Source organism: Cloacibacillus sp. An23 (genome assembly GCF_002159945.1).
In the GTDB taxonomy this organism is placed as follows: Bacteria; Synergistota; Synergistia; order Synergistales; family Synergistaceae; genus Caccocola.
Genome location: NZ_NFJQ01000001.1, coordinates 239136 through 258761 on the forward strand (window position 1 = coordinate 239136; position 19626 = coordinate 258761).

Genomic DNA, 19626 nt, shown 5'->3' on the forward strand with positions numbered 1-19626 from the left:
ATAATACGAAGAGACAAACGCCGCGGCGCGGCATAAGCGCGCCGCAGGGAAGGAGACGAGCGGATGCTTACGATACGCGCCGCGCGGGCCGGGGAATTTGAGACGGTGCGCGCTTTTTACCACAGCCTCATAGACGCTATGGAGGGGGCGGAATTTCATCCGAAATGGGAGAAATACGTCTATCCCTCCGACGATTTCCTGCGTTCGTCGGTCGGGCGCGGCGAAATGTATCTCGGCTTCGACGGAGGAGAACCGGCGGCTGCGATGGCGATAAACGGCGATGGCGCTGAGGGTTACGACGGCGCGCCGTGGCGCGTTCCCGCCGCGCGCGGGGAATTTTCCGTCGTCCACGCGCTCGGCGTACACCCTGCGTTTCAGGGGCGCGGCTTCGCGCGAGAGCTCGTGCGAAGGGCGATAGCGGAATCGCGGGCGCGCGGCATGAAGGCGCTGCGCCTCGACGTGCTTTCGGGCAACGTCCCTGCGCTGCGGCTCTACGAATCGGAGGGCTTCCGCTACGTGGAGACGATAAAGCTTTTCTACGAAGACACGGGCGTCGCGGATTTCCTGCTTTACGAGTACGCGCTGTAACCTCTGACTATATTTGACAGCTTAGCCGCGCGCGGCTAATATTCATCCGTAGTATATGCCGGACGCATGAGGAAGGGCGTCCGTTGAATTTGAGATAAAAGGGAGATGCGCTCTATGGCTCAGGAAAACTGCTCCCACGACTGCGGGAGCTGCCAGCAGAAATGCTCCGAGGCTGAGAAGCCGGATTTTCGCGTAGTGGCGAATCCGCTCAGCGACGTCAAAAAGGTGATAGGAGTCGTCAGCGGCAAGGGCGGCGTAGGAAAGTCGCTCGTCACGGCGCTGCTCGCCTCCGCGATGCAGAAGAAGGGACTTCAGTGCGGAATACTGGACGCCGACATAACGGGGCCGTCGATACCGAAGATGTTCGGCGTGGACGCGCTCGCGACCTCGAACGAGTCGGGCATACTGCCCTGCCGCACGCGCGGCGGCATCGACATAATGTCCGTCAACCTGCTGATGGAGGACAAGGCGACGCCGGTCATATGGCGCGGCCCCGCGATTGCGGGAGTCGTTCAGCAGTTCTGGAGCGACGTAATATGGAGCTATGAGGACTGCCTGCTCGTCGACATGCCGCCGGGAACGGGCGACGTGCCGCTGACGGTCTTCCAGTCGCTGCCGGTGGACGGCATCGTCATCGTCGCCTCTCCGCAGGAGCTGGTCTCGCTCATCGTCGAGAAGGCGCTGCGCATGGCTAAGGAGATGAACATCCCGATACTCGGCGTGATAGAAAACATGAGCTACGTCCAGTGCCCGGACTGCGGCAAAAAAATCAAGATTTTCGGCGAGGGGCGCACGGCGGAGACGGCGGCGAAGTACGGCATAGACTTCCTCGGCGAGATCCCGATCATCCCCGAGCTCGCGGCCCTATGCGACGCGGGCAACATCGAATACTACTCGGCGGATTTTATGGACAAAGCCATAGAAAAGATAGAATCGGCGGGGAATAAAAAATAACGAAAAAAATCGTCCGGCTCAAGCGAGCCGGATTTTTTATCATCCGCCGCCTGAGTGTATAATTTTAAGACGAACGCGAAAGCGCCTGAGGCGGGCGAAAATAACGGCGTGAAAAGAGGCTTGCGATGAATAAAAAAAATCTTAAGATGAAGCCGGTCGGCAGCGAATACATGGAGCAGTACAACGCGCTGCTGCGCTATGTGTTCCAGGTGACGGACCAGGAGCTGCATTCCGTCGGCTGGCAGGAGAAGGAAATAATACACGCGAAGTTCCCGACGATGAAGAAGGCGGACGTGATAGGCTGGTTCGACAACGACATGCTCGTATCGCAGGCCGCCGTCTACCCCATGCAGGTGCGCGTATTCGACAGGACGTACAAGATGGGAGGGCTGACGGGCGTCGGCACCTACCCAGAGTATTCCAACATGGGGCTGATGCACAAACTGCTCGAACAGGCTCTCAAGAACATGAAGAAGCGCGGGCAGTACATTTCGTACCTCTACCCCTATTCCATCCCCTATTACCGGCGCAAGGGCTGGGAGATAATTTCCGACAAAATCTCCTACGAGATAGAAGACTACCAGCTTCCCAAGAGCCGCCAGGTCGCGGGCGACGTGCGCCGCGTCAAGACGGACGGCCCGGAGCTCAAGGAGACCTACGAGCGCTACGCGATGCGCACGCACGGCGCTGTGCTTCGCGACGAGCTGGCATGGAACGAATACTGGCTGTGGGACCCCGACGACATCATGGCGGCGGTCTATTACAACGAGCGCAACGAGCCCGACGGCTACGTCATATACTGGATAGCGAACGAAATCTTCCACATCAAGGACATGATCTTCAACAACGAGGACGCGCGCGCGGGGCTGTGGAATTTCGTCTCGGCGCACTTCTCGATGATAGACGCGGTGCAGGGCGACACGTACACCGACGAGCCGCTCGCCTTCCTGCTCGAGGACGCGAGCATAAAGGAGACGATCTCACCCTACTACATGGCGCGCATCGTGGACTTCCCGTCGTTCATAGCCGATTACCCGTTCAAGGCCGACATCGTCGAGCGCGAGTGGAAATTCACCCTCTCCGACCCGATAATGGAGTGCAACCAGGGGACCTTCCGCCTAACCATATCGAAGGAGGGCGAGGGACGCGCCGAGCGGATAGCCGAGCAGTGCGGCGACGAGATAAACATACAGACAATGACGACGATGCTGATGGGCTACAAGCGCCCGGACTACCTCGCGAAGATAGGGCGCCTGCGCGCCGGCGGCGGCGTTATAGACATGCTCGAAGACGCCATAGAACAGCAGACGCCGTATATATCCGATTATTTCTAAATTTAAGGAGGAAATTTTTCATGCTTCTGCTCTGCTACCCCAAATGCACGACATGCCAGAAGGCGAAGAAATGGCTCGACGAAAAGGGCATAGCCTATGAGGAGCGCGACATCAAGACGGAGAACCCGAGCGCGGACGAGCTGCGCGCGTGGCACAAGCTCTCCGGCCTGCCGCTGAAAAAATTCTTCAACACAAGCGGCAATTCCTATAAAAATCTCGGCCTCAAAGACAAACTTCCGGCGATGAGCGAGGACGAGCAGATAGAGCTGCTCGCTACGGACGGGATGCTCGTCAAGCGCCCGCTGCTCGTCACGGATACGCGGGTGCTGACCGGCTTCCGCGAGGCCGAATGGAGCGAGGCGCTCAAATAACGGTGATTCCGCAAAAAATAACCGAAGAAATGACGGCGCGCCGCCGCGACTTCCACAAATACCCGGAGCGCGGATGGACTGAATTCCGCACGACGGCGATCTGCGCGGCGGCGCTTGAGCGGCTCGGCTGGCGCGTGCGCTTCGCGGACGAATTTATAGAGCCGGCGCGCGTCATGGGGCGCGATATCGACGCCGCGGCGGAAAAGCGGCGCGCTCTCGCGCAGGGCGCGCCCGCGGAGGCCATGTCGCGCATCGGCGAATACACGGGGCTCTGCGCCGAGCTCGGCGAGGGCTCGCCTCTTACAGTCATGCGCTTCGACATAGACTGCGTGGAGACGGCGGAGAGCGCAGAACCTTCGCACCGTCCAGCGGCGCTCGGCTTCGCCTCCGTCAACGCGGGGCTTTCGCACTCCTGCGGACACGACGGACACGCGGCGATAGGCTTGGCGCTCGCGGAAATGCTTGCGAACGAACGACAGAATCTGCGCGGCACGGTGCGTTTGCTCTTCCAGCCCGCCGAGGAGGGAGTGCGCGGCGGATACGCCTTCGCGCCGCTCGCGCGCGGCGCGGATCATTTCATAGCCTCGCATCTCGGCCTCGGCCTGCCTACTGGCGTCGTATGCGGCGGCATGGGCGGCTTCCTCTGCTCGACGAAGTTCGACGCGGAGTTCACGGGCCGGGCCGCCCACGCGGGCGGCGAGCCGGAGCGCGGGCGCAACGCGCTGCTCGCCGCGGCGCAGGCGGCTCTCGCGATACACTCAATAGCGCCGCATTCGGGCGGCGTCATGCGAGTCAACGTCGGCGTGCTGAGCGCGGGCGAGGGGCGCAACGTCGTGCCGCCGCACGCGCTGATGAAGATAGAGACGCGCGGCGAAAACGACGGGATAGCCGCCTACGCCTACGAGCGCGCGGAAGCGGCGCTCAAGGGGGCGGCTCTGATGTACGGCGCGGAGCTGGCCGTGACGAAGCGGGGCGAGACGACGGCGGCGGAAAGCGACGAAAAGCTGGCGCGCATAATAACCGACGAGGCCGCCTCAGTCCCAGGCGTGACCGGGACGCGGCTTCACAGGCGGATATCCGTGAGCGACGACGCCTGCTGGCTCATGCGCGAGACGCAGAAAAGCGGCGGCCTCGCGGCATACGCATGCTTCGGCGCGGACGCGCCGGCGGGCCACCACAACGGAGCCTTCGACCTCGACGAGGCGGCTCTGCCCATAGCTCTCGAAACCTTATACAAAACCGCCGCGCGGCTGAACGCCGCGGAATAACGCTAAACGCCGCCGCCGCGCCGGAAATTCCGGACGCGGCGCTTTTTATAAAAAATACCGCTTTTCGCGCGCTTTTCAAAATTACCGCTTGACGCGCGGCGCGCCAGCGTTCAGAATTGTATTTTATACCGCTTAAGTTCGGAGGGTATTCGATGGACAACAAAAAGAGAGAAGAAATACTCCGCCTGCTCGAGGCCAACGCGAGATACACGCCGAAGGACATCGCCGTGATGCTCGGTCTCGGCGTAGAAGAGACCGAAAAAGAGATAAAGCAGATGGAGAAGGAGCGCATCATCTGCGGCTACCACGCTCTCGTGGACTGGGACAAGACAGACGACGAAAAGATCTCCGCGCTCGTCGAGCTCAAGGTCATGCCGCAGCGCGGGCACGGCTACGACAGCATAGCCGAGAAGATATACCAGTACCCCGAGGTCGAATCGCTGTACCTCATGTCCGGGGCATACGACTTCTCAGTCATCCTCAAAAAAGCGACGATGAAGGAGATAGCGAACTTCGTCTCCACGCGCCTCGCCGTCATGGAAGAGGTCCAGAGCACCGCGACGCACATCGTCCTCGTCCGCTACAAGGACCACGGCACGACCTTCGCCGAGACGAAAAAAGACCAGCGCGTGATGGTGATGCCATGAGAGATTTCATCTGCGACAAGATAAAGCGGATAAAGCCGTCGGGCATCCGCCGCCTCTTCGACATCGCGAACGAGATACCTGACGTCATATCGCTCGGCGTCGGCGAGCCGGATTTCGATACGCCGTGGCACATCCGCGAGGAGGGCATCTACGCGCTCCAGAAGGGACGCACATTCTACACCTCCAACTCAGGCCTGCCGGAGCTGCGCGAAGAAATAGCGAACTACATGTACCGCAAGTACGGCCTCGTCTACGACCCGAAGAACGAGATAATCCTCACCGTCGGCGGCAGCGAGGCGATAGACATAGCCTTCCGCGCGACGCTGAACCCGGGCGACGAGGTGGTCTACCCCGAGCCGGGCTACGTATCCTACGAGCCGTGCATACTGCTCGCCGACGGCAGGCCCGTCTCGATAGAGCTCTCGGCGGAGACCGAGTTCCGCCTCCAGCCCGAGCAGCTCGAGGCGGCGATCACGCCGAGGACGAAGGTCCTGCTCATATCGTACCCGAACAATCCGACCGGAGCGATAATGGAGCGAGCCGACCTTGAAAAGCTCGTCCCGGTGATACTCAAGCACGACCTGCTCGTCATCTCCGACGAGATATACAGCGAGCTCTGCTACAAGGAGCGCCACGTCAGCATAGCGTCGCTGCCCGGGATGCACGAGCGCACGATAGTCATAAACGGCTTCTCGAAGTCCTTCGCGATGACCGGCTGGCGTCTGGGCTGGGTCTGCGCGCCGGCGCACCTCATGGAGTATATGCTCAAGATACACCAGTTCGGCATCATGTCCGCGCCGACGATGAGCCAGTACGCGGCTATATCGGCGCTGCGCAGCGGCGACAAGGATACGGAGATGATGGCCGAGTCATACAACCAGCGCCGCCGCTTCCTGATGGAGGCTTTCGCCGAAATGGGGCTGCCGTGCTTCGAGCCTTACGGAGCCTTCTACGTGTTCCCCGACATTTCGGAATTCGGCATGGGCTCGGAAGAGTTCTGCGAGAAGCTTCTGAAGGCCGAGAACGTCGCGGTCGTCCCCGGCTCCGCCTTCGGCAAGTCCGGCGACAAACACGTGCGCATCTCCTACTGCTACTCCGTCGAGGAACTCAAAGAGGCTATGACGCGCATAGCGCGCTTCGTCGATAAGCTGCGCTCGGAAGAGAAAGACAAGGCGAAGGAAAGATAAACGCCGCAAAAACTCAAACAGAGCGCGCCGCCCTTTTTACAGAGGACGGCGCATTTTTTGCTGTTCGGAATTTACGCCTTCTCCCTCTGCTCCAGCCAGTCGCAAACCTCGTCAGCGCCGAGGTCGAACATTCTGCTGTCCTCACGCACCGGCGCGAAGTAGTAGGCGGCCTTCTCCGCGCCGAACTCGCGCTCCAGTTCGTTCCACTGCGAAGCTGTGAGAATGCAGAAGGCGAGCGTGTCGCCACCGAGCGAGCCCATGTACCAGCGGATTTGATAGTCGGGCGATAGATATTCCTGAATGCTCTTCAGCGTCGTGTCTCTGTCCGTGCAGTCGTCCTCGTAGGGAATAGGGAGCTTTACGCCGTCCTTTTCAAGAACTATGTCTACGCCGCGTTCTTTGTCCGAATCAACGCACTCGAAACGGATTTTATCCTTTTCCGGCAGCTCGTCGTTGAAATACTCGATTACGGATTCGTCCTCGTCTCCCCAGTCAACCCAGATGAGCGCGTCGCTTTCCCAGAACTCATCTTCGTTTTTGTCGGGGGCTGACAGGAATTTTCTTATCTCATCCATAGCGTTTCCTCCTTTGATTCTGCGCCGTCGCGCTAAAGCTCCTTCTCGAATATCACCTTGTCCTCGCCCTCGTGAAATCCGTTCTTTCTATAAAAGCCGCAGGCCGGCGCGTCCCGCTTCGTCCAGAGCGAAAGGCTTTTCACGCCGCGCTCTTTCAGCCACGGTTCCATGAGCTTCAGGAGCTCCGTACCAGCGCCGCGGCCCTGCGCCGACGGGTGTACGCAGAGGTCGTCTATGCAGTATTCCGCGCCCCAGTACCAGCGTTTTATACGCCCGAGCGACACGGCGGCGAGCCGCCCTTCGTCGTAAAGGCCGAGCGATAATGAATCGGGCGCTCCGGTCAGCCCGTCGATATACTCGCGCAGCGCCGCCTCGTCGTCCCACGTTTCGTTCCACGGAGACTGAGCGAAGGCCCCGCGTATAATTTCCATAACTTCGGCGATTTCTCTTTTTACGTCGATTTCTCTGAGCTCCATAAAAATTCACGCCTTTCCGTAATTATCCTGAGATTTTTTCTTATAAACAGCGCGCGACGCGTAGAGCGCGAGCTGCAGCAGCCACTGAAAAGCCTCGGCGAACGCTATGGACATGTTGCCGAAGAGCGGAAGGAGCGCGTAGGAGGCTGCGATGCGGAAAGCCAGCGTCCCTACGCCCGCAGCGCTCGACCACAGCACGTCTCCGAGCCCTTCGATAAAGCCGCGGAAGGCGGTCGCGAGCCCGAATGCCCAGTAGAAGCTCGCGATGCGCAGGAAAAAGTCGCGCCCGATGGCGACGGCCTCTCCGCCCGCTCCGAATGCCGCGATGAGGCGGCTCCCCGTCGGGATTACGAGCAGCGTCAGCATTACCGAGACCGCCGCCATGAGCGCCGCGCCGGCAGTCAATATCCTGCCGGCGCGCTCCGTGTCGCGCGCGCCGCGGGCCTGCGCGACGAGCGTCGATATAGCCGAGCCGAGGTTGATTACCGGCAGCAGTATGATTGTGTCTATCCTGTAGGCCGTCGTTATCGCCGCGACCGTCGGCGTGCCGAAGCCGTTCATGAAATTCTGCAGCACGAGGTTGCCCACCGACGTGACGCTGAACTGCACCGTAGGCGGAACGCCTAGGCGGCAGCCCTCGGCGAGCGCCGCGCGGTCTATCAGAGGCCCGCCGCGCGCGAAGCGGAGCGCGGGATGCCTGCGCGCGCCGTAAAAGACGAGGAAAACCGCCATAGCCGCCTGCGAGGCGACCGTAGCCGCGGCGGCTCCCGCGACGCTCCAGCGGAACACGGCGACGAACAGCAGGTCGAGCGCGACGTTCACGGCGGAGGATACGAGCACGGCGCAGAACGGCGCGCGGCTGTCTCCGACGCCGCGCAGCGCGGCGGAATAAACGTTGTAGAGCGCAAGAAAAGGAACGCCGGCGAGCACGATGACGAGATACTCCTCAGCCATCGCGAAGGTGTCCTCCGTCGTGTGCAGGAGGCGCAGCAGAGCCGGCGCAGCGGCCATGCCGAGAGCCGCGAGGGCGGAGAATACGGCGAAGAGCACGACGGAGAAGGTCGAGAGCTGCCGCGGCAGCTTGTCCGTCTCGCCGCTTCCGTAGGTCTGCGCGAACATGACGGAGAGGCCGACGGAAAATCCGGCTATGAGATAGACGAAGAAGCCGACCGCGGTCGCAGTAGCACCGACGGCTGCGAGCGCCGCCTCGCCCTCGACGTTGCCGACGATAAAGGCGTCGGCCCAGTTGTAAAGCTGCTGAAGAACTCCGCTCAGTATCAGCGGCAGGCTGAAATCCGCCAGCTCGCGCGCCGTTTTTCTTAAATCGCCGTTCATCCGCGCACCCTCCGTCGATATGCTTTAACGCAAAAAAACCGTATGCAGCCTTGCATACGGTAAGGTACTCAACCCGAGGTTGTTATTGAAAATCCGAGGAAACTATATCAAGCGCGGGCGAAAAACTCAATAGGGGCGAAACGCGCAAATCGTACCGCCGCCGCGCCTCCGGCAGCTCCGCTATTCCTTCGAAGATCGCAGAGTCGAAAGCAGTGCCGTGCCTAAAATCACCGCTCCGCCCGCGAGCTCGCGAAGCGTCGGGAACTCGCCGATAAAAAGCGCCGCCGCAGCGATGCCGTAGACGCTTTCGAGGCTCGCTATCACGCCCGCCGTCTGCGCGCGCACGCTCTTCATGCCGCTGATAAAAAGCGAGTGCGCGACGCCTGTGAGCACGACGCCGAGCACGGCGAGAAGCGCCCAGTCCGCCGGCGTGACGTGCGGCCTGTCGAAAAGCAGGACCGGCAGCATCAGAAGCGCCGCAGTCCCCTGCTCGTAGAAGGCCACGACGCTGCCGTCGTAGCGCGCGACGAACTTCCTGTTGAGCAGCGACATCACCGCGTAAGAGAGGCTCCCGGCCATGCCCCAGATCATCCCCGCAATCATGCCGGGCCCCGCATCGAAGCCGGGCACGACGAGCAGCACTCCGCCGAACATCACGAACGCGGCGAGCACGTCAGCGCCGCGCAGCCTTTCACGGAACAGCAGCGGCTCGAGGAAAGTGACGAAAATAGGGTAAGCGGCGAAGGTCAGCACGCCTATCGCGACTGTCGAGAGCTTGACTGAAAGATAAAAGGCGGTCCAGTGGAGCGCGAGCACCGCCCCGACCGCGGCGATCGCCGCGTAATCGGCGGCGCGGGCCAGACGCACATTCTTTTTCCTTAAAAAGAAGAAAAGCCCCATCGACGCGGAGGCGAAGAACACGCGCCCGAGCACGATGTACGGCGCGGGCAGGCTTATGAATTTGCCGAAAAGCCCCGTAAGGCCGAAAAGTACGACTGAAAGATGAATTTCCAGAAGATTCCGCGTCCTGACGTCCACGCAGCGCTTCCTCCCTATTCCGCGCCGCAGCGCTTCCTGACGGCGCGCAGGTCGGCGTACAGGGTGTAGCGGCTCTTCCCCATCTCGCGCGCGAGATAGTCTATCGAGCCCTTGAGACGGAAGAAGCCGCGCCCGTCGAGAAATTCCACGCACTCCCGGCGTTCCCCGCTCGTGAGATACTCGAGCGGGCGGCCCATGCGGCGGCGCGCCTCTTCGACGAAAGACGCCTCGTCCTCGGGGCCTCCGAACCTCTCCACCCTGGGGCCGTCGAAGGAAAGCGGCTTTACCGCGGTCAGGAAGGAAGCCGCGTCGAGAAGCATCCTCGCCTTCGTCGTATCGTAATTGACGCAGAGCATCCCGACGAGCTTCCGCCCCGCGTCGCGTATCAGCAGGACGCTCGAACGGAGCTGCCGCCCGTTCCGCGCCTCCGCCGGGTAGTTAGCGATATAGTCCAGCGTCTCCACCTCGGAGCTGGTCATGAGAAAGCGCCCGAAGTCCGACATAGGCGCGTCCGCGCCGCGCCCCGAAAGACGCTCGTTCGCGGAGGCGATTATCCTCGTACCCTCCGGCGTCAGGTCGTGCAGTATTACCTCGTAATCAGGGCCGAGCGTCTCGCCGAGCATACCGACGAGCGGCACGAAAGGCGCGAGCAGCGGATGACAAATCTCTGACATAAAAAGCCTCCATACAAAAATAAGGCGAAGAGCCTTTCTCTCCGCCTATTATACCCACGCGCGCGGCGCGGCGGAAGTTCGGCGCGCCGGCGCCGTGCCTTCGCTACATCGCCACTTCGACGCCCGCGCCCGCGGCCTTCGCCTTTTTCACTATCTCGGCGGCGGCGACCACGTCGAGCGTCGCGAAGCCCACTGTCTTCATGATCGTGACGTCCTGCGGCGAGCGGCGTCCTTCGACGCGCCCGAGTATCAGCTCGCCGAGCTCGCCGGAAATCATATCGGGCGAGAATTTACCCTCGCGCTCCGCTATTATAAAGTCTCCCGCCTCGGCGAGCACCGCCTCGCGGTTGTCCACGAAAATGCGCGACGCGCGCGCGAAAAGCTCCGCGGGTATCTCGCGCATCTCGGGCGTGTAGGCCCCGACGCCGGTCACGTGGCAGCCGTCCTTTATGTCCGCGGCGTCGAATACCGGTTCGCGCGAGGTCGTCACGGCGGTCACTACGTCCGCGCCGGTCACCGCCTCCTTCGGCGTAGCGGCTGGAATCAGCTTCGTACCGAACTTCCCGGCAAGCGGCGCGTACTGTTCCGCGAACGTCCGCGCGCGCCCCTCGAGCGCGTCGTACACGCGCACCTCTGAAAGCCTGCGCGCCGTCATAAGAGCTTCGAGCTGCGCGGGGGCCTGGCCTCCGGTGCCGAATAGCGCGCCTACGCTCGCATCCGGGTTCGCCAGCAGCTCTATCGCCGCGCCGGAGATCGCCGCCGTTCTGAGCTGCGTCAGAGTCGTGCCGTCGAGTATCGCCGACACAACGCCCGTCTCGCCGTCCACGACCGCCATCGTCGCGGGGATGACGGGCAGCCCCTTTTCGCGGTTGCCGGTGAAGCAGGAGACGATCTTCACGCCGCCCGCGTTCAGCGCGCCGCCGACGTAGGCCGGCATGAACATTATCTGCCCGTCGCGCGCGTCGTTGTCGATGTTTATGCGCAGCGGCACGACGGCGCTGCCCTCCGTGTGCAGCACGAAGGCCTTCTTGTCGGCCTCTATCGCGTCGCGCATCGAAAAAACCTTAAGAATATCTTCCCTTGTAAGAATAAGCATAACGCACGCCCCTTTCAGCGATTGAAAAAGCCTTTATCATTAGCATACGCAGAAAAACTTTTTTGTCAATGATACAAAATTTTGTATAATGCGTGGGACACGGTGCGCAAAGCAGAACGGGCAGCCTTCGCGTCGGACGCCGCCGGTTTTTATTACGCTTACTAAACTACGGCAAAAAAGGAAACGGCCCCTCTCGCGCAGGCTCTCGCGGAAGGGCGGCGTTTCATCGAATATTTCAGGGGACGGCGCGTCCGTCACGCCGCGCTTTTGTACAGAGAGGCGGCGCCTATCACGGCTGCGTCTCCGCCGAGTTTCGAGGTCTTCAGGCGGAAATACGGACGGAAGGGCGCGGGCAGGTACTTTTGCGCGCGCTCCGCAAGCTCTTCCGCTATGCCTTCCGCGCGGCTCATTCCGCCGCTCAGTATCACGGCTTCCGGGTCGAGCGCGACGGCGACGGAAACTATGCCGCGCGCAAGCGTTTCGAGCGCGGGAGATAGCATCGCGCTGGCTTCGGGCGCGGCGCGCATTTGCCAGAGCTTTTTGAAATCGGCGGGAAGTCCGGCGGCCTTAGCGCGTCGTTCGAGCCAATCCGCCGATGCGGCCTCTTCGAGATGGCCCGCGCCGCCGCAGCCGCAGCCCGTGAGCTCCGCGCCGCAGAGCGCCATGTGTCCGCATTCCGCGGCCATGCCGTGCGCCCCGCGCACGAGCCGCCCGCCCGAGACTATGCCCGCGCCGATGCCGGTGCCGAGCGTCAGTACGACGTAGTCCTCCATCCCTGCGGCAGCGCCCGCCATGCCCTCGCCGAGCGCCGCGCAGTTAGCGTCGTTCTCGATCGCCGCTTCGGCGCGCAGGCCAAGGGACGCGAGACGCCTCTCGACCATAGCGCCGAGCGCGAGGCCGTCGCAGTTTTCGTAATTCGTGAGCCGCGCGGCGGTTTTACGGTCTTTCGCCACGAAGCCCGGCAGCCCCATGCCGACGAAGCACTCTTCGCCGTTTTCCGCAAGGCGCAGGACGAGCGCGGCGGCGGTCTCGACGAGATTCTCAGCCGTGCGCGGCGACGGCGCGGCGCAGGTTTCGGCGCGCAGCAGACGCGCGGGACTCTGCGAAAAATCGGCCGCGCCCGCCGTTATCGTGTGTCCGCCGACGTCGAGGCCGATATACTTCATTTAATAGCTCTCCTTCGCGGCGTTCGCAATGTCACACGACGTGCAAATGAAGCGCCGCAGCTCGAATACCTCTTCGCATTCGAAGCGCAGCGCGCGTCCCGAGACGCGGCGAGCGCCCGGGACGAGAGCCGCCGCGTCGGTCTGTAACGTGTTCATGAAGGATATTTCCAAGACGTATGGCCCTTCAAGCGTGAACGGACGAAGCTCGCCGCGCCGCGCAGCCTCTGCAGCTTCTTTAGCGGCGGCGTAAATTTCAGCCTCCGTCTCCTCCGGCGTGCGGCAGAGCGCCGCGCCTCGCCCGAGCCCCTCTTTTACCGAGCAGAGCCGCGCCTGCGGTCCGAGCAGACTGCGCGCCTCGGCGCAGAGCGCGTCGTCGCCGGAGACGAACGCGACGGGGACGCCCAGCGCTCCGCAGAGCAGCGCGTTCACGCCGGTCTCGCCCATTTTTACGCCGTTGACCGCGATGCCGTAGATAGTGTGTCTGTCGTAGCTGTGGTCGAGCACGGCCTTCTCCGTCCCGGCCATCGCGTGATAGCCGGTGAAGAACGCCGCGTCGCAGCCCTCCGCGCCCTCGACCATGCCGAGCACCTTCGGAGAGCCGCTAGCGAGAAGTACGGAGCCTCCGAACTCCGCGACGTCGAGGTTCGTCATGGAGCAGTGGGCGTCGCAGATTATCACGCGCTCCGCCCCGGCGTCGAGCGCGCCGCGCACGGCCGCGCTCACGTCGCCGAGCTGGCGCGCGCGCCCGAAGGGATATTCGGGACGGCCCGCCGTCACCTGCGCCGTGCTGACGACGCCGGTCGAGCCCTCCATATCTGAGCTTATAAATATTTTCACGGCAAGAGCCTCCGTTTCATGCGGAAATAAAATACGCGCCGCCGTTTCGTGAGAAACGCGGCGGCGCGGCGTGTGGCCGAATGTTAGACGTTGAAGCGTATCTCTATCATGTCTCCGTCTTTGACTATATATTCCTTGCCTTCGAGCCTCAGCACCCCGGCCTTGCGGCATTCGTCGAAGGAGTGGCCGTGCGCCATGTAGTCGTCGAAGGCGACGACCTGCGCCCTGATGAAGCCGCGCGCGAGGTCGGAGTGTATCGTCCCCGCCGCGTCCACGGCGGTCTCTCCCTTGTGCAGCGTCCAGGCGCGCACCTCGTCCGGGCCGCAGGTGAAGAAGCTGATGAGGCCGAGCACGCGGTAGGCCTCTTCGATGAGGCGTTCGCGCCCCGGCTCCGTGATGTTGAGCCCTTCGGTGAACTCCTTCGCCTCCTCGGGGTCGAGGTCCATGACGTCCATCTCGAGGCTGCCGTAGAGCGTGCAAAGCTTCGCCCCGCGCTCTTCCGCGCGCTTTTTAAGCTCATCCCACTTCGGGATCTTCGTCTCTTCGTTCTGGCTCTCGTCGAGGTTCAGCAGAATTATCTGCGGCTTCGACGTGACGAAGGCGAAGCCGCGAAGCTGGCGCGTCTCCTCGGGCTTCAGCTCGATGCTCGAAAGCGGCTTTTCCTCCATGAGGCAGTCGTAGCATTTTTCAAGCAACGCCTTTTCCTTGTCTTCGTCCGGCGTGAGCTTCTTCTTCGCGCGCAGCTTCGAGAGGCGGTTGTCTATCACGCCGAGGTCGCGGAAGATAAGTTCGTTGTCCACTATGTCCCAGTCGCGTACGGGGTCTATGCTCCCCTCCGGATGCTCGACCGCCGGGTTCGCGAAGCATCGGATGACGTGTATCAAAGCGTCGGCGTCGGCTACGAACGAAAGGAAGGCGTTGCCGAGCCCCTCGCCCTTGCCGGCCCCGCGCGAAAGTCCGGCGAGGTCTACGAATTCCACCTGCGCCGGGGTCTCCTTGCGCGGCGCATGTATCCCGACAAGAGCGTCGAAGCGCTTGTCCGGCACGGGGACGACGGCCTTGTTCGGGTCCGTCTTGCCTCCGGCGTATGGCTTCACCTCGGCGCCGGCCCTCGTTATAACGTTGAAAACAGTGCTCTTGCCGCTCAACGGCAGCCCGATAATTCCGCAATGCAGCATCTATATCAGCTCCACAGATATTTTTTCTTTTCGTAAGAGTTTACTATAACGCGGCGCGCGCCGCAAATCTCATTCAGCTCGCGGAGACGCCGCCGTAGCTTTTTTCGTTTATTACTATGAGGCCGTTTTTTATTTTTTCGGCTATCTCGTCTATTTTATCGCGGATCTCTACCGGCACGTTCATCTTCGATTCGCGCGTCCACGTCGATATGTCCATGCACCCTTCGGCGAGGCCTATCGAGAAGCTGTCCTTCGGCAGCTTGCCGTCCATATAGTTCTCGATGACGCGCGCGACTACGTGCCCGCTCCGCTTCACCACGCTCGCGAGCACCGCGTCTGGAAATTCCGTCTCAAGCTCGCTGTCAACTCCGATGCACCACCATCCTCCGGAAACAGCGTCCTTTATCGCAGACAGAGAGGCCGGGCCCGCGGCGCAGAATATCACGTCGGCCCCGCCGCGGCTGAGCTTCCTCGCCGCTGCGGCTACCTTCGAGGCGTCGGTGAAGCTGCCCGTGTATTCGCACAGCACCTCGACGCCGGGCGACGTGTACCACGAGCCGGCCCTGTAGCCGAGCTTGAAGCGCCGCGCCGGAGGCACGTCCTCCCCGAGTATTATGCCTATCACGAAGTCTCCGTTGATCCGCGCCATGTCTTTTTCGCCCGTCATCATCGCGGCGAGGACTCCGGCGAGGAAGCCTCCCTCCTCCTCGCGGAAGACGATGTTGGTGACGCCCTCCATGCCGCGGCTGTCGAAGACCACGTAGGTGCAGTCGGGGAATTCGTCCTTGACGGCCCTGAGCGCCGGAACGTAGAGGGACGACGTTATTATAACGAGGTCGGACTCGCTCGAGGCTTCGCGCAGCAGCGGCTCGAGCAGGGCCGCGTCGCCGTAGGCGTTGTAGACCTCCGTCTGTATCTTCCTGCCGTAGCGCTCGCGCGCCATCTCGAGCCCGCTGCAGCATATCCCGTTGAAGCTATTAGGCATAGCCACGGGGTCGGCCCCTTCGAGCATAAGGGCTATCCTTTCCGCCGCAAGACATCCGCCGGCGGAGAAAACGATAATCAGAGCCGAAAGCATGAAACAGAAAATTTTTTTCATCCGTCCACCTCTTCGCGCGAAACGGCGGCGGCCGCCGCGCCGTAGTCCGTCTTACCATTATATTATATCCCTCCCTGCACTCCAACGCGAAACGGCGTAAAAAGCGCGTTTCCGCCGGCGCGGCGCGCGTTTGACAAATTCCGCGCCGCTTAACTATCATAGTCTGAGGCTGACATTGGAGGTATCACGATGAGAAAATTCATGAAATTATGCGCGGCGGCGGCTTTAGCCGTGCTTTTGGCGGCGGGCTGCGGAGCCGCCGACGTCGCGGTGAAAGCGCCGTCAGAGGTAAAAATCGGCAGGCCGTTCCTTGTACGCGTAGAGGCGCGCGCAGAGACGCTCTCCGACGTAAAGGTGTCGTGGCTCGGGCAGGAAGCGCCGCTTTCCGCCGCGCCGGACGGGGTATATTCAGTTCTGCTCGGAAGCGACGTAAAGGGGACGGAGCCCGGCGAGGCCGAGCTCGCCGTTACGTTCCGCTCCGGCGGCGGAGACGAGGAGCGCGTCGCGCATCGCGTGAAGCTGCTGCCGCACAGCTATCCCGCCGAAAAATTGACCGTCGCGCCGTCGAAGGCGTCGCCTCCGTCTAAGGAGGCGGAGCGCATAAAACGAGAAGCGGAGCTCGGGCGCGCCGCCGTGATGAGTACGCGTCCGGGGCACGCTCCATCGCTGCCGCTCGTCCGTCCCGTGCCGGGGATATTCACCTCGAATTACGGCAAGAGCCGGTGGTTCAACGGCAAATTCAGCGGACGCCACGGCGGCGCGGACATGCGCGCCAAGACAGGCACTCAGGTCAAGGCCGCGGCGGACGGCGTCGTGACGCTCGCGGGGGATTTCTACTTCGCTGGGCGCTGCGTCTACGTCGATCACGGCGCGGGCTTCACGACATTTTACTGCCACCTCTCGAAGATCTCCGTCAAGGCCGGAGGCGAGGTGAAGGCCGGACAGACGATAGGGCTCTCGGGCAGCAGCGGGCGCGTCACCGGGCCGCACCTGCATTTCAGCACCGCGTGGCGCGGCATATACTTCGACCCGGAGCCGCTTCTCGCCAAATAGCCGAGCGGCCGCGCGCAATATCTTTCAATAAATCCCGCGGCGGCGGCGCTAAAATAGGCCGCGTACTGCTAAAGGCTGGAGGCGGTGAAAAACGGCGGCGAAACGCGAAAACGGAGAGGCCCGCTTCAGCACGGCGCTCGGCATAGAGGCCTACTCGCTGCACGGGAACGGGCGCGGCTTCCCGGATCATTTCCACGCGCACTACGTCGCCGGCATCGTCGCGGACGGGCGGCGCGCGCTGCGCTGCGCGGGACGGAGCGCGGAGCTTCGCGCCGGCGACGTGATGCTGCTCAACCCGGGCGACAGCCACGGCTGTTCCCCGCTCGGCGGCGCGCCGCTCGAATACCGCGCGCTCAACATAAGCCGCGCCGCGATGGAAAAGGCCGCCGCCCGCTTGGGACTTACAGAAACGCCGAGATTCGCGGCGAACGTCATGCCGCGCGCGGAGGCCGGAGAGCTTCTCGACGCGCTGCACCGCGCGGTCATGGAGGGCGTGCCGGGAGAAAAACAGCAAAATCTGTTCGACGGGCTGCTCACGCGGCTTCTGGCGCCCCGCCCCGCGCGCAGTGAAAGCGAAAAGACGGCGCGCGAAACGTCCGCTCAGGTGTCGGCGCTGCGCCGCTACATCGAACGCCACTACGCGGAAAGCCTGTCGCTCGACGGACTGCTCGCTATGACGAACCTCTCGAAATTCGCCATGATACGCGCTTTCGCCAAAGAGACCGGGCTCACGCCATACCGGTACCTTCAGGCCGAGCGGCTCGAAATGGCGAAAGTTTTCCTGCGCGGCGGCATGACGCCGGCCGAGGCTGCGGACGCCGCCGGCTTCGCCGACCAGAGCCATCTCACCAACTACTTCCGCGAATTCACCGGCCTCACGCCGAAGCAGTACCAGAAAATTTTTTCGGAATGAGGCTTGCAGATGGACGAAAAAATAGAAGAAAAAAGCTGCGTCATTGTGATAGACGAGACACTCCCGCCCGGCACCGCGGCGAACACGGCCGCGATAATAGGCGTAACTCTCGGGAAAAGACACCCGGAAGCCGTCGGCCCAGACGTGACCGACGGCGACGGAACGGCACACGGCGGCATAATAATGATCCCAGTGCCGGTGCTCAAGGCTAAGACGGAAACTCTTCGCACGCTGCGCGAAAAAATGCGGGAGGCCGGAAACGACGCGGACTTCGTGGATTTCTCCGACGTCGCGCAGCACTGCCGCACCTACGAGGAATACACGGAAAAAACCGCGCGCATAGCCGAGCGCGACTTCACCTACATAGGGCTAGGCATCTTCGGCCCCCGCAGGACGGTAAAGAAACTCACCGGAAGCCTGCCTCTGCTCCGCTGAGGCCGCCGCCGTCAAAGAACAGTAAAAAAGGCCGCCTTTTGAGGAGCGGCCTTAAATCTGCGGCGTTTTCGTAAAAAACGCGCTTCCGCGTCAGTTCATTATGCGCAGTACTACTTCCGCTATTACGGCGGAGCCGATAAAGGTGCCGACGAATACGAAGAGGCCGACGACGACTATCTTCCAGCCCTGCGACTTGAGCGCGTCGATGTCTTTGCCGACGGCGAGCCCCGCGTAGGCGAGTATCGGAGTGCAGAGGCCGATGAAGCTTATCTTCGAGACGTAAGCCGTCAGTATCTCGGAGCCCGGGAAGCCCGGTATCGTGACGACGCAGCCGAGTGTCACGATGTAGGCGACTGCGGGGAGGCCTTTCCACGGCATGATGTGCGCGATGAACACGCCGCCCGCTATTATGCCGAGCAGGACGAGGAAGCCCGGTATCGAAGCGGCGAAGGCCTGAGCCGCCGCGGCCGCGCCGCCCGACCAGCCCTTGGCCCCGACCCAGTTGCCGACGAGAATCTGGAGGCCGCATATCATTAGGAATACCGCCATCTGACCGTATTTCATTGTTTTTTGCCTCCTTCCTGCGCTCCGGCCTTGGCCGGGACGCTGGGCGGGTCGGTCACGCCCATTTTGCGCACGAGCCAGTTGGCGAGCGGTATGCTGATAAAGACGCACATATAGACCCCGTCGAGGCCGGAGAACATGTTGCTGGCGGCGGCGAGCGCCGTCAGTTCGTCCTGTATCTGCGGATACATCTCGACGAGCGGAGCGAGCGCCGCGGTCATCATTCCTGCGCTGCCCGTGCCGGTCGCCATAGCGAGCGCCTGCGGGCTGAAGAACGGCATAGTGGAGGCGACGAAGGAGCTGAGAAGGCTGCAGAATACCGCGCCGAAGACCGTCCCGGTCACGTAGACGCCCATGACGCCGCGTCCCTCCGGCGTGTCGAGGCCGTATTTCTCACCGATTATAGCGATATTCGGCTCGCGCGCGTTGGAGAAGGCCGCGCCGACGGCTTCGCGCTTGAGGCCGAGCAGGACGGCGATCGGCACGCCGAAGAAGACGGTGCCGAGGTTCCCGAATTCCTGAAGAATGAGCGCCGGGCCCGATTCGACGACCTTCCAGAAGCTGGGGCCGACGAGCGTGCCGTAGCGCGCCATGAGGAAGAAGAATGTGACCCCGACGAGCGAGGACGCCTCGAACATATCGTCGCGCTTGAGTATCTTCAGCTTCGGCAGTCCGCAGAGCGCGCCGAGCGCGAAGGAGTAAAGCAGCGGGACGAGCACGAGGATGCCGGGGCCGACCTTGAAGGTCTTGGCCCCGATGAGTTCGGCGACGACCGTCAGCACCAGCGCGAGAACGTGGAGCTTCCAGTTCCGTATCGCCTTGTCGACGATGTCCATGA

General features: G+C 62.2%; 22 protein-coding genes. 10 read left to right on the top strand and 12 right to left on the bottom strand.

Annotated elements, in window-relative coordinates; all coding sequences use genetic code 11:
• The first annotated feature begins 63 nt into the window (after positions 1 to 63).
• From B5F39_RS01190 to B5F39_RS01220, 7 genes are all read left to right on the top strand, one after another.
• Positions 64 to 588 carry a GNAT family N-acetyltransferase gene (locus B5F39_RS01190; RefSeq protein WP_087363005.1) on the top strand — a complete coding sequence of 175 codons (525 nt, stop codon included), beginning with the start codon at positions 64 to 66 and terminating at the stop codon, positions 586 to 588.
• A 114-nt stretch (positions 589 to 702) separates the two neighbouring features.
• Positions 703 to 1542, top strand: coding sequence for an Mrp/NBP35 family ATP-binding protein (locus B5F39_RS01195; protein WP_087363007.1), 840 nt, complete (start codon positions 703 to 705; stop codon positions 1540 to 1542).
• Positions 1543 to 1667: 125 nt separating this feature from the next.
• Positions 1668 to 2876, top strand: coding sequence for a GNAT family N-acetyltransferase (locus B5F39_RS01200; protein WP_087363009.1), 1209 nt, complete (start codon positions 1668 to 1670; stop codon positions 2874 to 2876).
• A gap of 20 nt (positions 2877 to 2896) precedes the next feature.
• Positions 2897 to 3247, top strand: coding sequence for an arsenate reductase family protein (locus B5F39_RS01205; RefSeq protein ID WP_087363011.1), 351 nt, complete (start codon positions 2897 to 2899; stop codon positions 3245 to 3247).
• Between the two features lie 2 nt (positions 3248 to 3249).
• A complete protein-coding gene (locus B5F39_RS01210; protein WP_239391004.1) occupies positions 3250 to 4515 on the top strand; it encodes an amidohydrolase in 1266 nt (421 codons plus the stop codon).
• 152 nt (positions 4516 to 4667) lie between these two features.
• Positions 4668 to 5162, top strand: a complete 495-nt coding sequence (locus B5F39_RS01215; protein ID WP_087363013.1) for an Lrp/AsnC family transcriptional regulator — start codon at positions 4668 to 4670, stop codon at positions 5160 to 5162.
• Positions 5159 to 6349 (top strand): aminotransferase class I/II-fold pyridoxal phosphate-dependent enzyme, encoded by a 1191-nt coding sequence (locus B5F39_RS01220; RefSeq protein WP_087363015.1) that lies wholly within the window; start codon positions 5159 to 5161, stop codon positions 6347 to 6349. The genes B5F39_RS01215 and B5F39_RS01220 overlap by 4 nt, the downstream gene beginning before the upstream one ends.
• Before the next feature lie 71 nt (positions 6350 to 6420).
• Here B5F39_RS01220 and B5F39_RS01225 read toward each other — a convergent pair whose 3' ends face one another.
• From B5F39_RS01225 to B5F39_RS01270, 10 genes are all read right to left on the bottom strand, one after another.
• A complete protein-coding gene (locus B5F39_RS01225; RefSeq protein ID WP_087363017.1) occupies positions 6421 to 6924 on the bottom strand; it encodes a glutathione reductase in 504 nt (167 codons plus the stop codon).
• Positions 6925 to 6956: 32 nt separating this feature from the next.
• Positions 6957 to 7400 (bottom strand): GNAT family N-acetyltransferase, encoded by a 444-nt coding sequence (locus B5F39_RS01230; protein WP_087363019.1) that lies wholly within the window; start codon positions 7398 to 7400, stop codon positions 6957 to 6959.
• A gap of 6 nt (positions 7401 to 7406) precedes the next feature.
• Positions 7407 to 8735 carry an MATE family efflux transporter gene (locus tag B5F39_RS01235; RefSeq protein WP_087363020.1) on the bottom strand — a complete coding sequence of 443 codons (1329 nt, stop codon included), beginning with the start codon at positions 8733 to 8735 and terminating at the stop codon, positions 7407 to 7409.
• A 180-nt stretch (positions 8736 to 8915) separates the two neighbouring features.
• Positions 8916 to 9773: a DMT family transporter gene (locus B5F39_RS01240; protein WP_087363022.1), complete on the bottom strand. Its 858-nt coding sequence runs from the start codon at positions 9771 to 9773 to the stop codon at positions 8916 to 8918.
• A 14-nt stretch (positions 9774 to 9787) separates the two neighbouring features.
• Entirely contained in the window at positions 9788 to 10447 is a 660-nt protein-coding gene (locus tag B5F39_RS01245) for a helix-turn-helix transcriptional regulator (RefSeq protein WP_087363024.1), read from the bottom strand.
• Between the two features lie 103 nt (positions 10448 to 10550).
• Positions 10551 to 11543 carry an ornithine cyclodeaminase family protein gene (locus tag B5F39_RS01250; protein ID WP_087363026.1) on the bottom strand — a complete coding sequence of 331 codons (993 nt, stop codon included), beginning with the start codon at positions 11541 to 11543 and terminating at the stop codon, positions 10551 to 10553.
• Between the two features lie 254 nt (positions 11544 to 11797).
• Entirely contained in the window at positions 11798 to 12709 is a 912-nt protein-coding gene (locus B5F39_RS01255) for an ROK family protein (RefSeq protein ID WP_087363028.1), read from the bottom strand.
• Complete coding sequence (locus tag B5F39_RS01260; RefSeq protein WP_158095889.1) at positions 12710 to 13546, bottom strand: M55 family metallopeptidase; 837 nt, start codon at positions 13544 to 13546, stop codon at positions 12710 to 12712. It abuts the gene before it with no gap.
• 83 nt (positions 13547 to 13629) lie between these two features.
• The gene (gene ychF / locus B5F39_RS01265) at positions 13630 to 14724 is read right to left on the bottom strand and encodes a redox-regulated ATPase YchF (RefSeq protein ID WP_087363031.1); all 1095 of its coding nucleotides are present in this window, start codon (positions 14722 to 14724) and stop codon (positions 13630 to 13632) included.
• A gap of 73 nt (positions 14725 to 14797) precedes the next feature.
• Positions 14798 to 15823: a BMP family ABC transporter substrate-binding protein gene (locus B5F39_RS01270; protein WP_087363033.1), complete on the bottom strand. Its 1026-nt coding sequence runs from the start codon at positions 15821 to 15823 to the stop codon at positions 14798 to 14800.
• Between the two features lie 189 nt (positions 15824 to 16012).
• Between B5F39_RS01270 and B5F39_RS01275 the strand changes: the two genes are divergently transcribed.
• The 3 genes from B5F39_RS01275 (at position 16013) to B5F39_RS01285 (ending at position 18224) form a co-directional block, all read left to right on the top strand.
• Complete coding sequence (locus B5F39_RS01275) at positions 16013 to 16876, top strand: M23 family metallopeptidase (protein ID WP_087363034.1); 864 nt, start codon at positions 16013 to 16015, stop codon at positions 16874 to 16876.
• Between the two features lie 142 nt (positions 16877 to 17018).
• Positions 17019 to 17789 carry an AraC family transcriptional regulator gene (locus B5F39_RS01280; protein ID WP_255376000.1) on the top strand — a complete coding sequence of 257 codons (771 nt, stop codon included), beginning with the start codon at positions 17019 to 17021 and terminating at the stop codon, positions 17787 to 17789.
• Between the two features lie 9 nt (positions 17790 to 17798).
• Complete coding sequence (locus B5F39_RS01285; protein WP_087363037.1) at positions 17799 to 18224, top strand: DUF2000 domain-containing protein; 426 nt, start codon at positions 17799 to 17801, stop codon at positions 18222 to 18224.
• A gap of 90 nt (positions 18225 to 18314) precedes the next feature.
• Here the strand turns inward: B5F39_RS01285 and B5F39_RS01290 are convergent, their stop codons facing one another.
• Both B5F39_RS01290 and B5F39_RS01295 read right to left on the bottom strand, forming a co-directional pair.
• Positions 18315 to 18788 (bottom strand): DUF340 domain-containing protein, encoded by a 474-nt coding sequence (locus B5F39_RS01290; RefSeq protein ID WP_087363039.1) that lies wholly within the window; start codon positions 18786 to 18788, stop codon positions 18315 to 18317.
• Complete coding sequence (locus tag B5F39_RS01295) at positions 18785 to 19624, bottom strand: DUF3100 domain-containing protein (protein ID WP_087363040.1); 840 nt, start codon at positions 19622 to 19624, stop codon at positions 18785 to 18787. Before B5F39_RS01295 ends, B5F39_RS01290 begins: the two co-directional genes overlap by 4 nt.
• Positions 19625 to 19626 lie beyond the last annotated feature (2 nt).

Bases quoted from the DNA above. Each gene is read 5' to 3' on its own strand.
- B5F39_RS01190 (WP_087363005.1), top strand. From the start codon at position 64: ATGCTTACGATACGCGCCGCGCGGGCCGGGGAATTTGAGACGGTGCGC.
- B5F39_RS01195 (WP_087363007.1), top strand. From the start codon at position 703: ATGGCTCAGGAAAACTGCTCCCACGACTGCGGGAGCTGCCAGCAGAAA.
- B5F39_RS01200 (WP_087363009.1), top strand. From the start codon at position 1,668: ATGAATAAAAAAAATCTTAAGATGAAGCCGGTCGGCAGCGAATACATG.
- B5F39_RS01205 (WP_087363011.1), top strand. From the start codon at position 2,897: ATGCTTCTGCTCTGCTACCCCAAATGCACGACATGCCAGAAGGCGAAG.
- B5F39_RS01215 (WP_087363013.1), top strand. From the start codon at position 4,668: ATGGACAACAAAAAGAGAGAAGAAATACTCCGCCTGCTCGAGGCCAAC.
- B5F39_RS01220 (WP_087363015.1), top strand. From the start codon at position 5,159: ATGAGAGATTTCATCTGCGACAAGATAAAGCGGATAAAGCCGTCGGGC.
- B5F39_RS01225 (WP_087363017.1), bottom strand. From the start codon at position 6,924: ATGGATGAGATAAGAAAATTCCTGTCAGCCCCCGACAAAAACGAAGAT.
- B5F39_RS01230 (WP_087363019.1), bottom strand. From the start codon at position 7,400: ATGGAGCTCAGAGAAATCGACGTAAAAAGAGAAATCGCCGAAGTTATG.
- B5F39_RS01235 (WP_087363020.1), bottom strand. From the start codon at position 8,735: ATGAACGGCGATTTAAGAAAAACGGCGCGCGAGCTGGCGGATTTCAGC.
- B5F39_RS01245 (WP_087363024.1), bottom strand. From the start codon at position 10,447: ATGTCAGAGATTTGTCATCCGCTGCTCGCGCCTTTCGTGCCGCTCGTC.
- B5F39_RS01250 (WP_087363026.1), bottom strand. From the start codon at position 11,543: ATGCTTATTCTTACAAGGGAAGATATTCTTAAGGTTTTTTCGATGCGC.
- B5F39_RS01255 (WP_087363028.1), bottom strand. From the start codon at position 12,709: ATGAAGTATATCGGCCTCGACGTCGGCGGACACACGATAACGGCGGGC.
- ychF (WP_087363031.1), bottom strand. From the start codon at position 14,724: ATGCTGCATTGCGGAATTATCGGGCTGCCGTTGAGCGGCAAGAGCACT.
- B5F39_RS01270 (WP_087363033.1), bottom strand. From the start codon at position 15,823: ATGAAAAAAATTTTCTGTTTCATGCTTTCGGCTCTGATTATCGTTTTC.
- B5F39_RS01275 (WP_087363034.1), top strand. From the start codon at position 16,013: ATGAGAAAATTCATGAAATTATGCGCGGCGGCGGCTTTAGCCGTGCTT.
- B5F39_RS01285 (WP_087363037.1), top strand. From the start codon at position 17,799: ATGGACGAAAAAATAGAAGAAAAAAGCTGCGTCATTGTGATAGACGAG.
- B5F39_RS01290 (WP_087363039.1), bottom strand. From the start codon at position 18,788: ATGAAATACGGTCAGATGGCGGTATTCCTAATGATATGCGGCCTCCAG.
- B5F39_RS01295 (WP_087363040.1), bottom strand. From the start codon at position 19,624: ATGGACATCGTCGACAAGGCGATACGGAACTGGAAGCTCCACGTTCTC.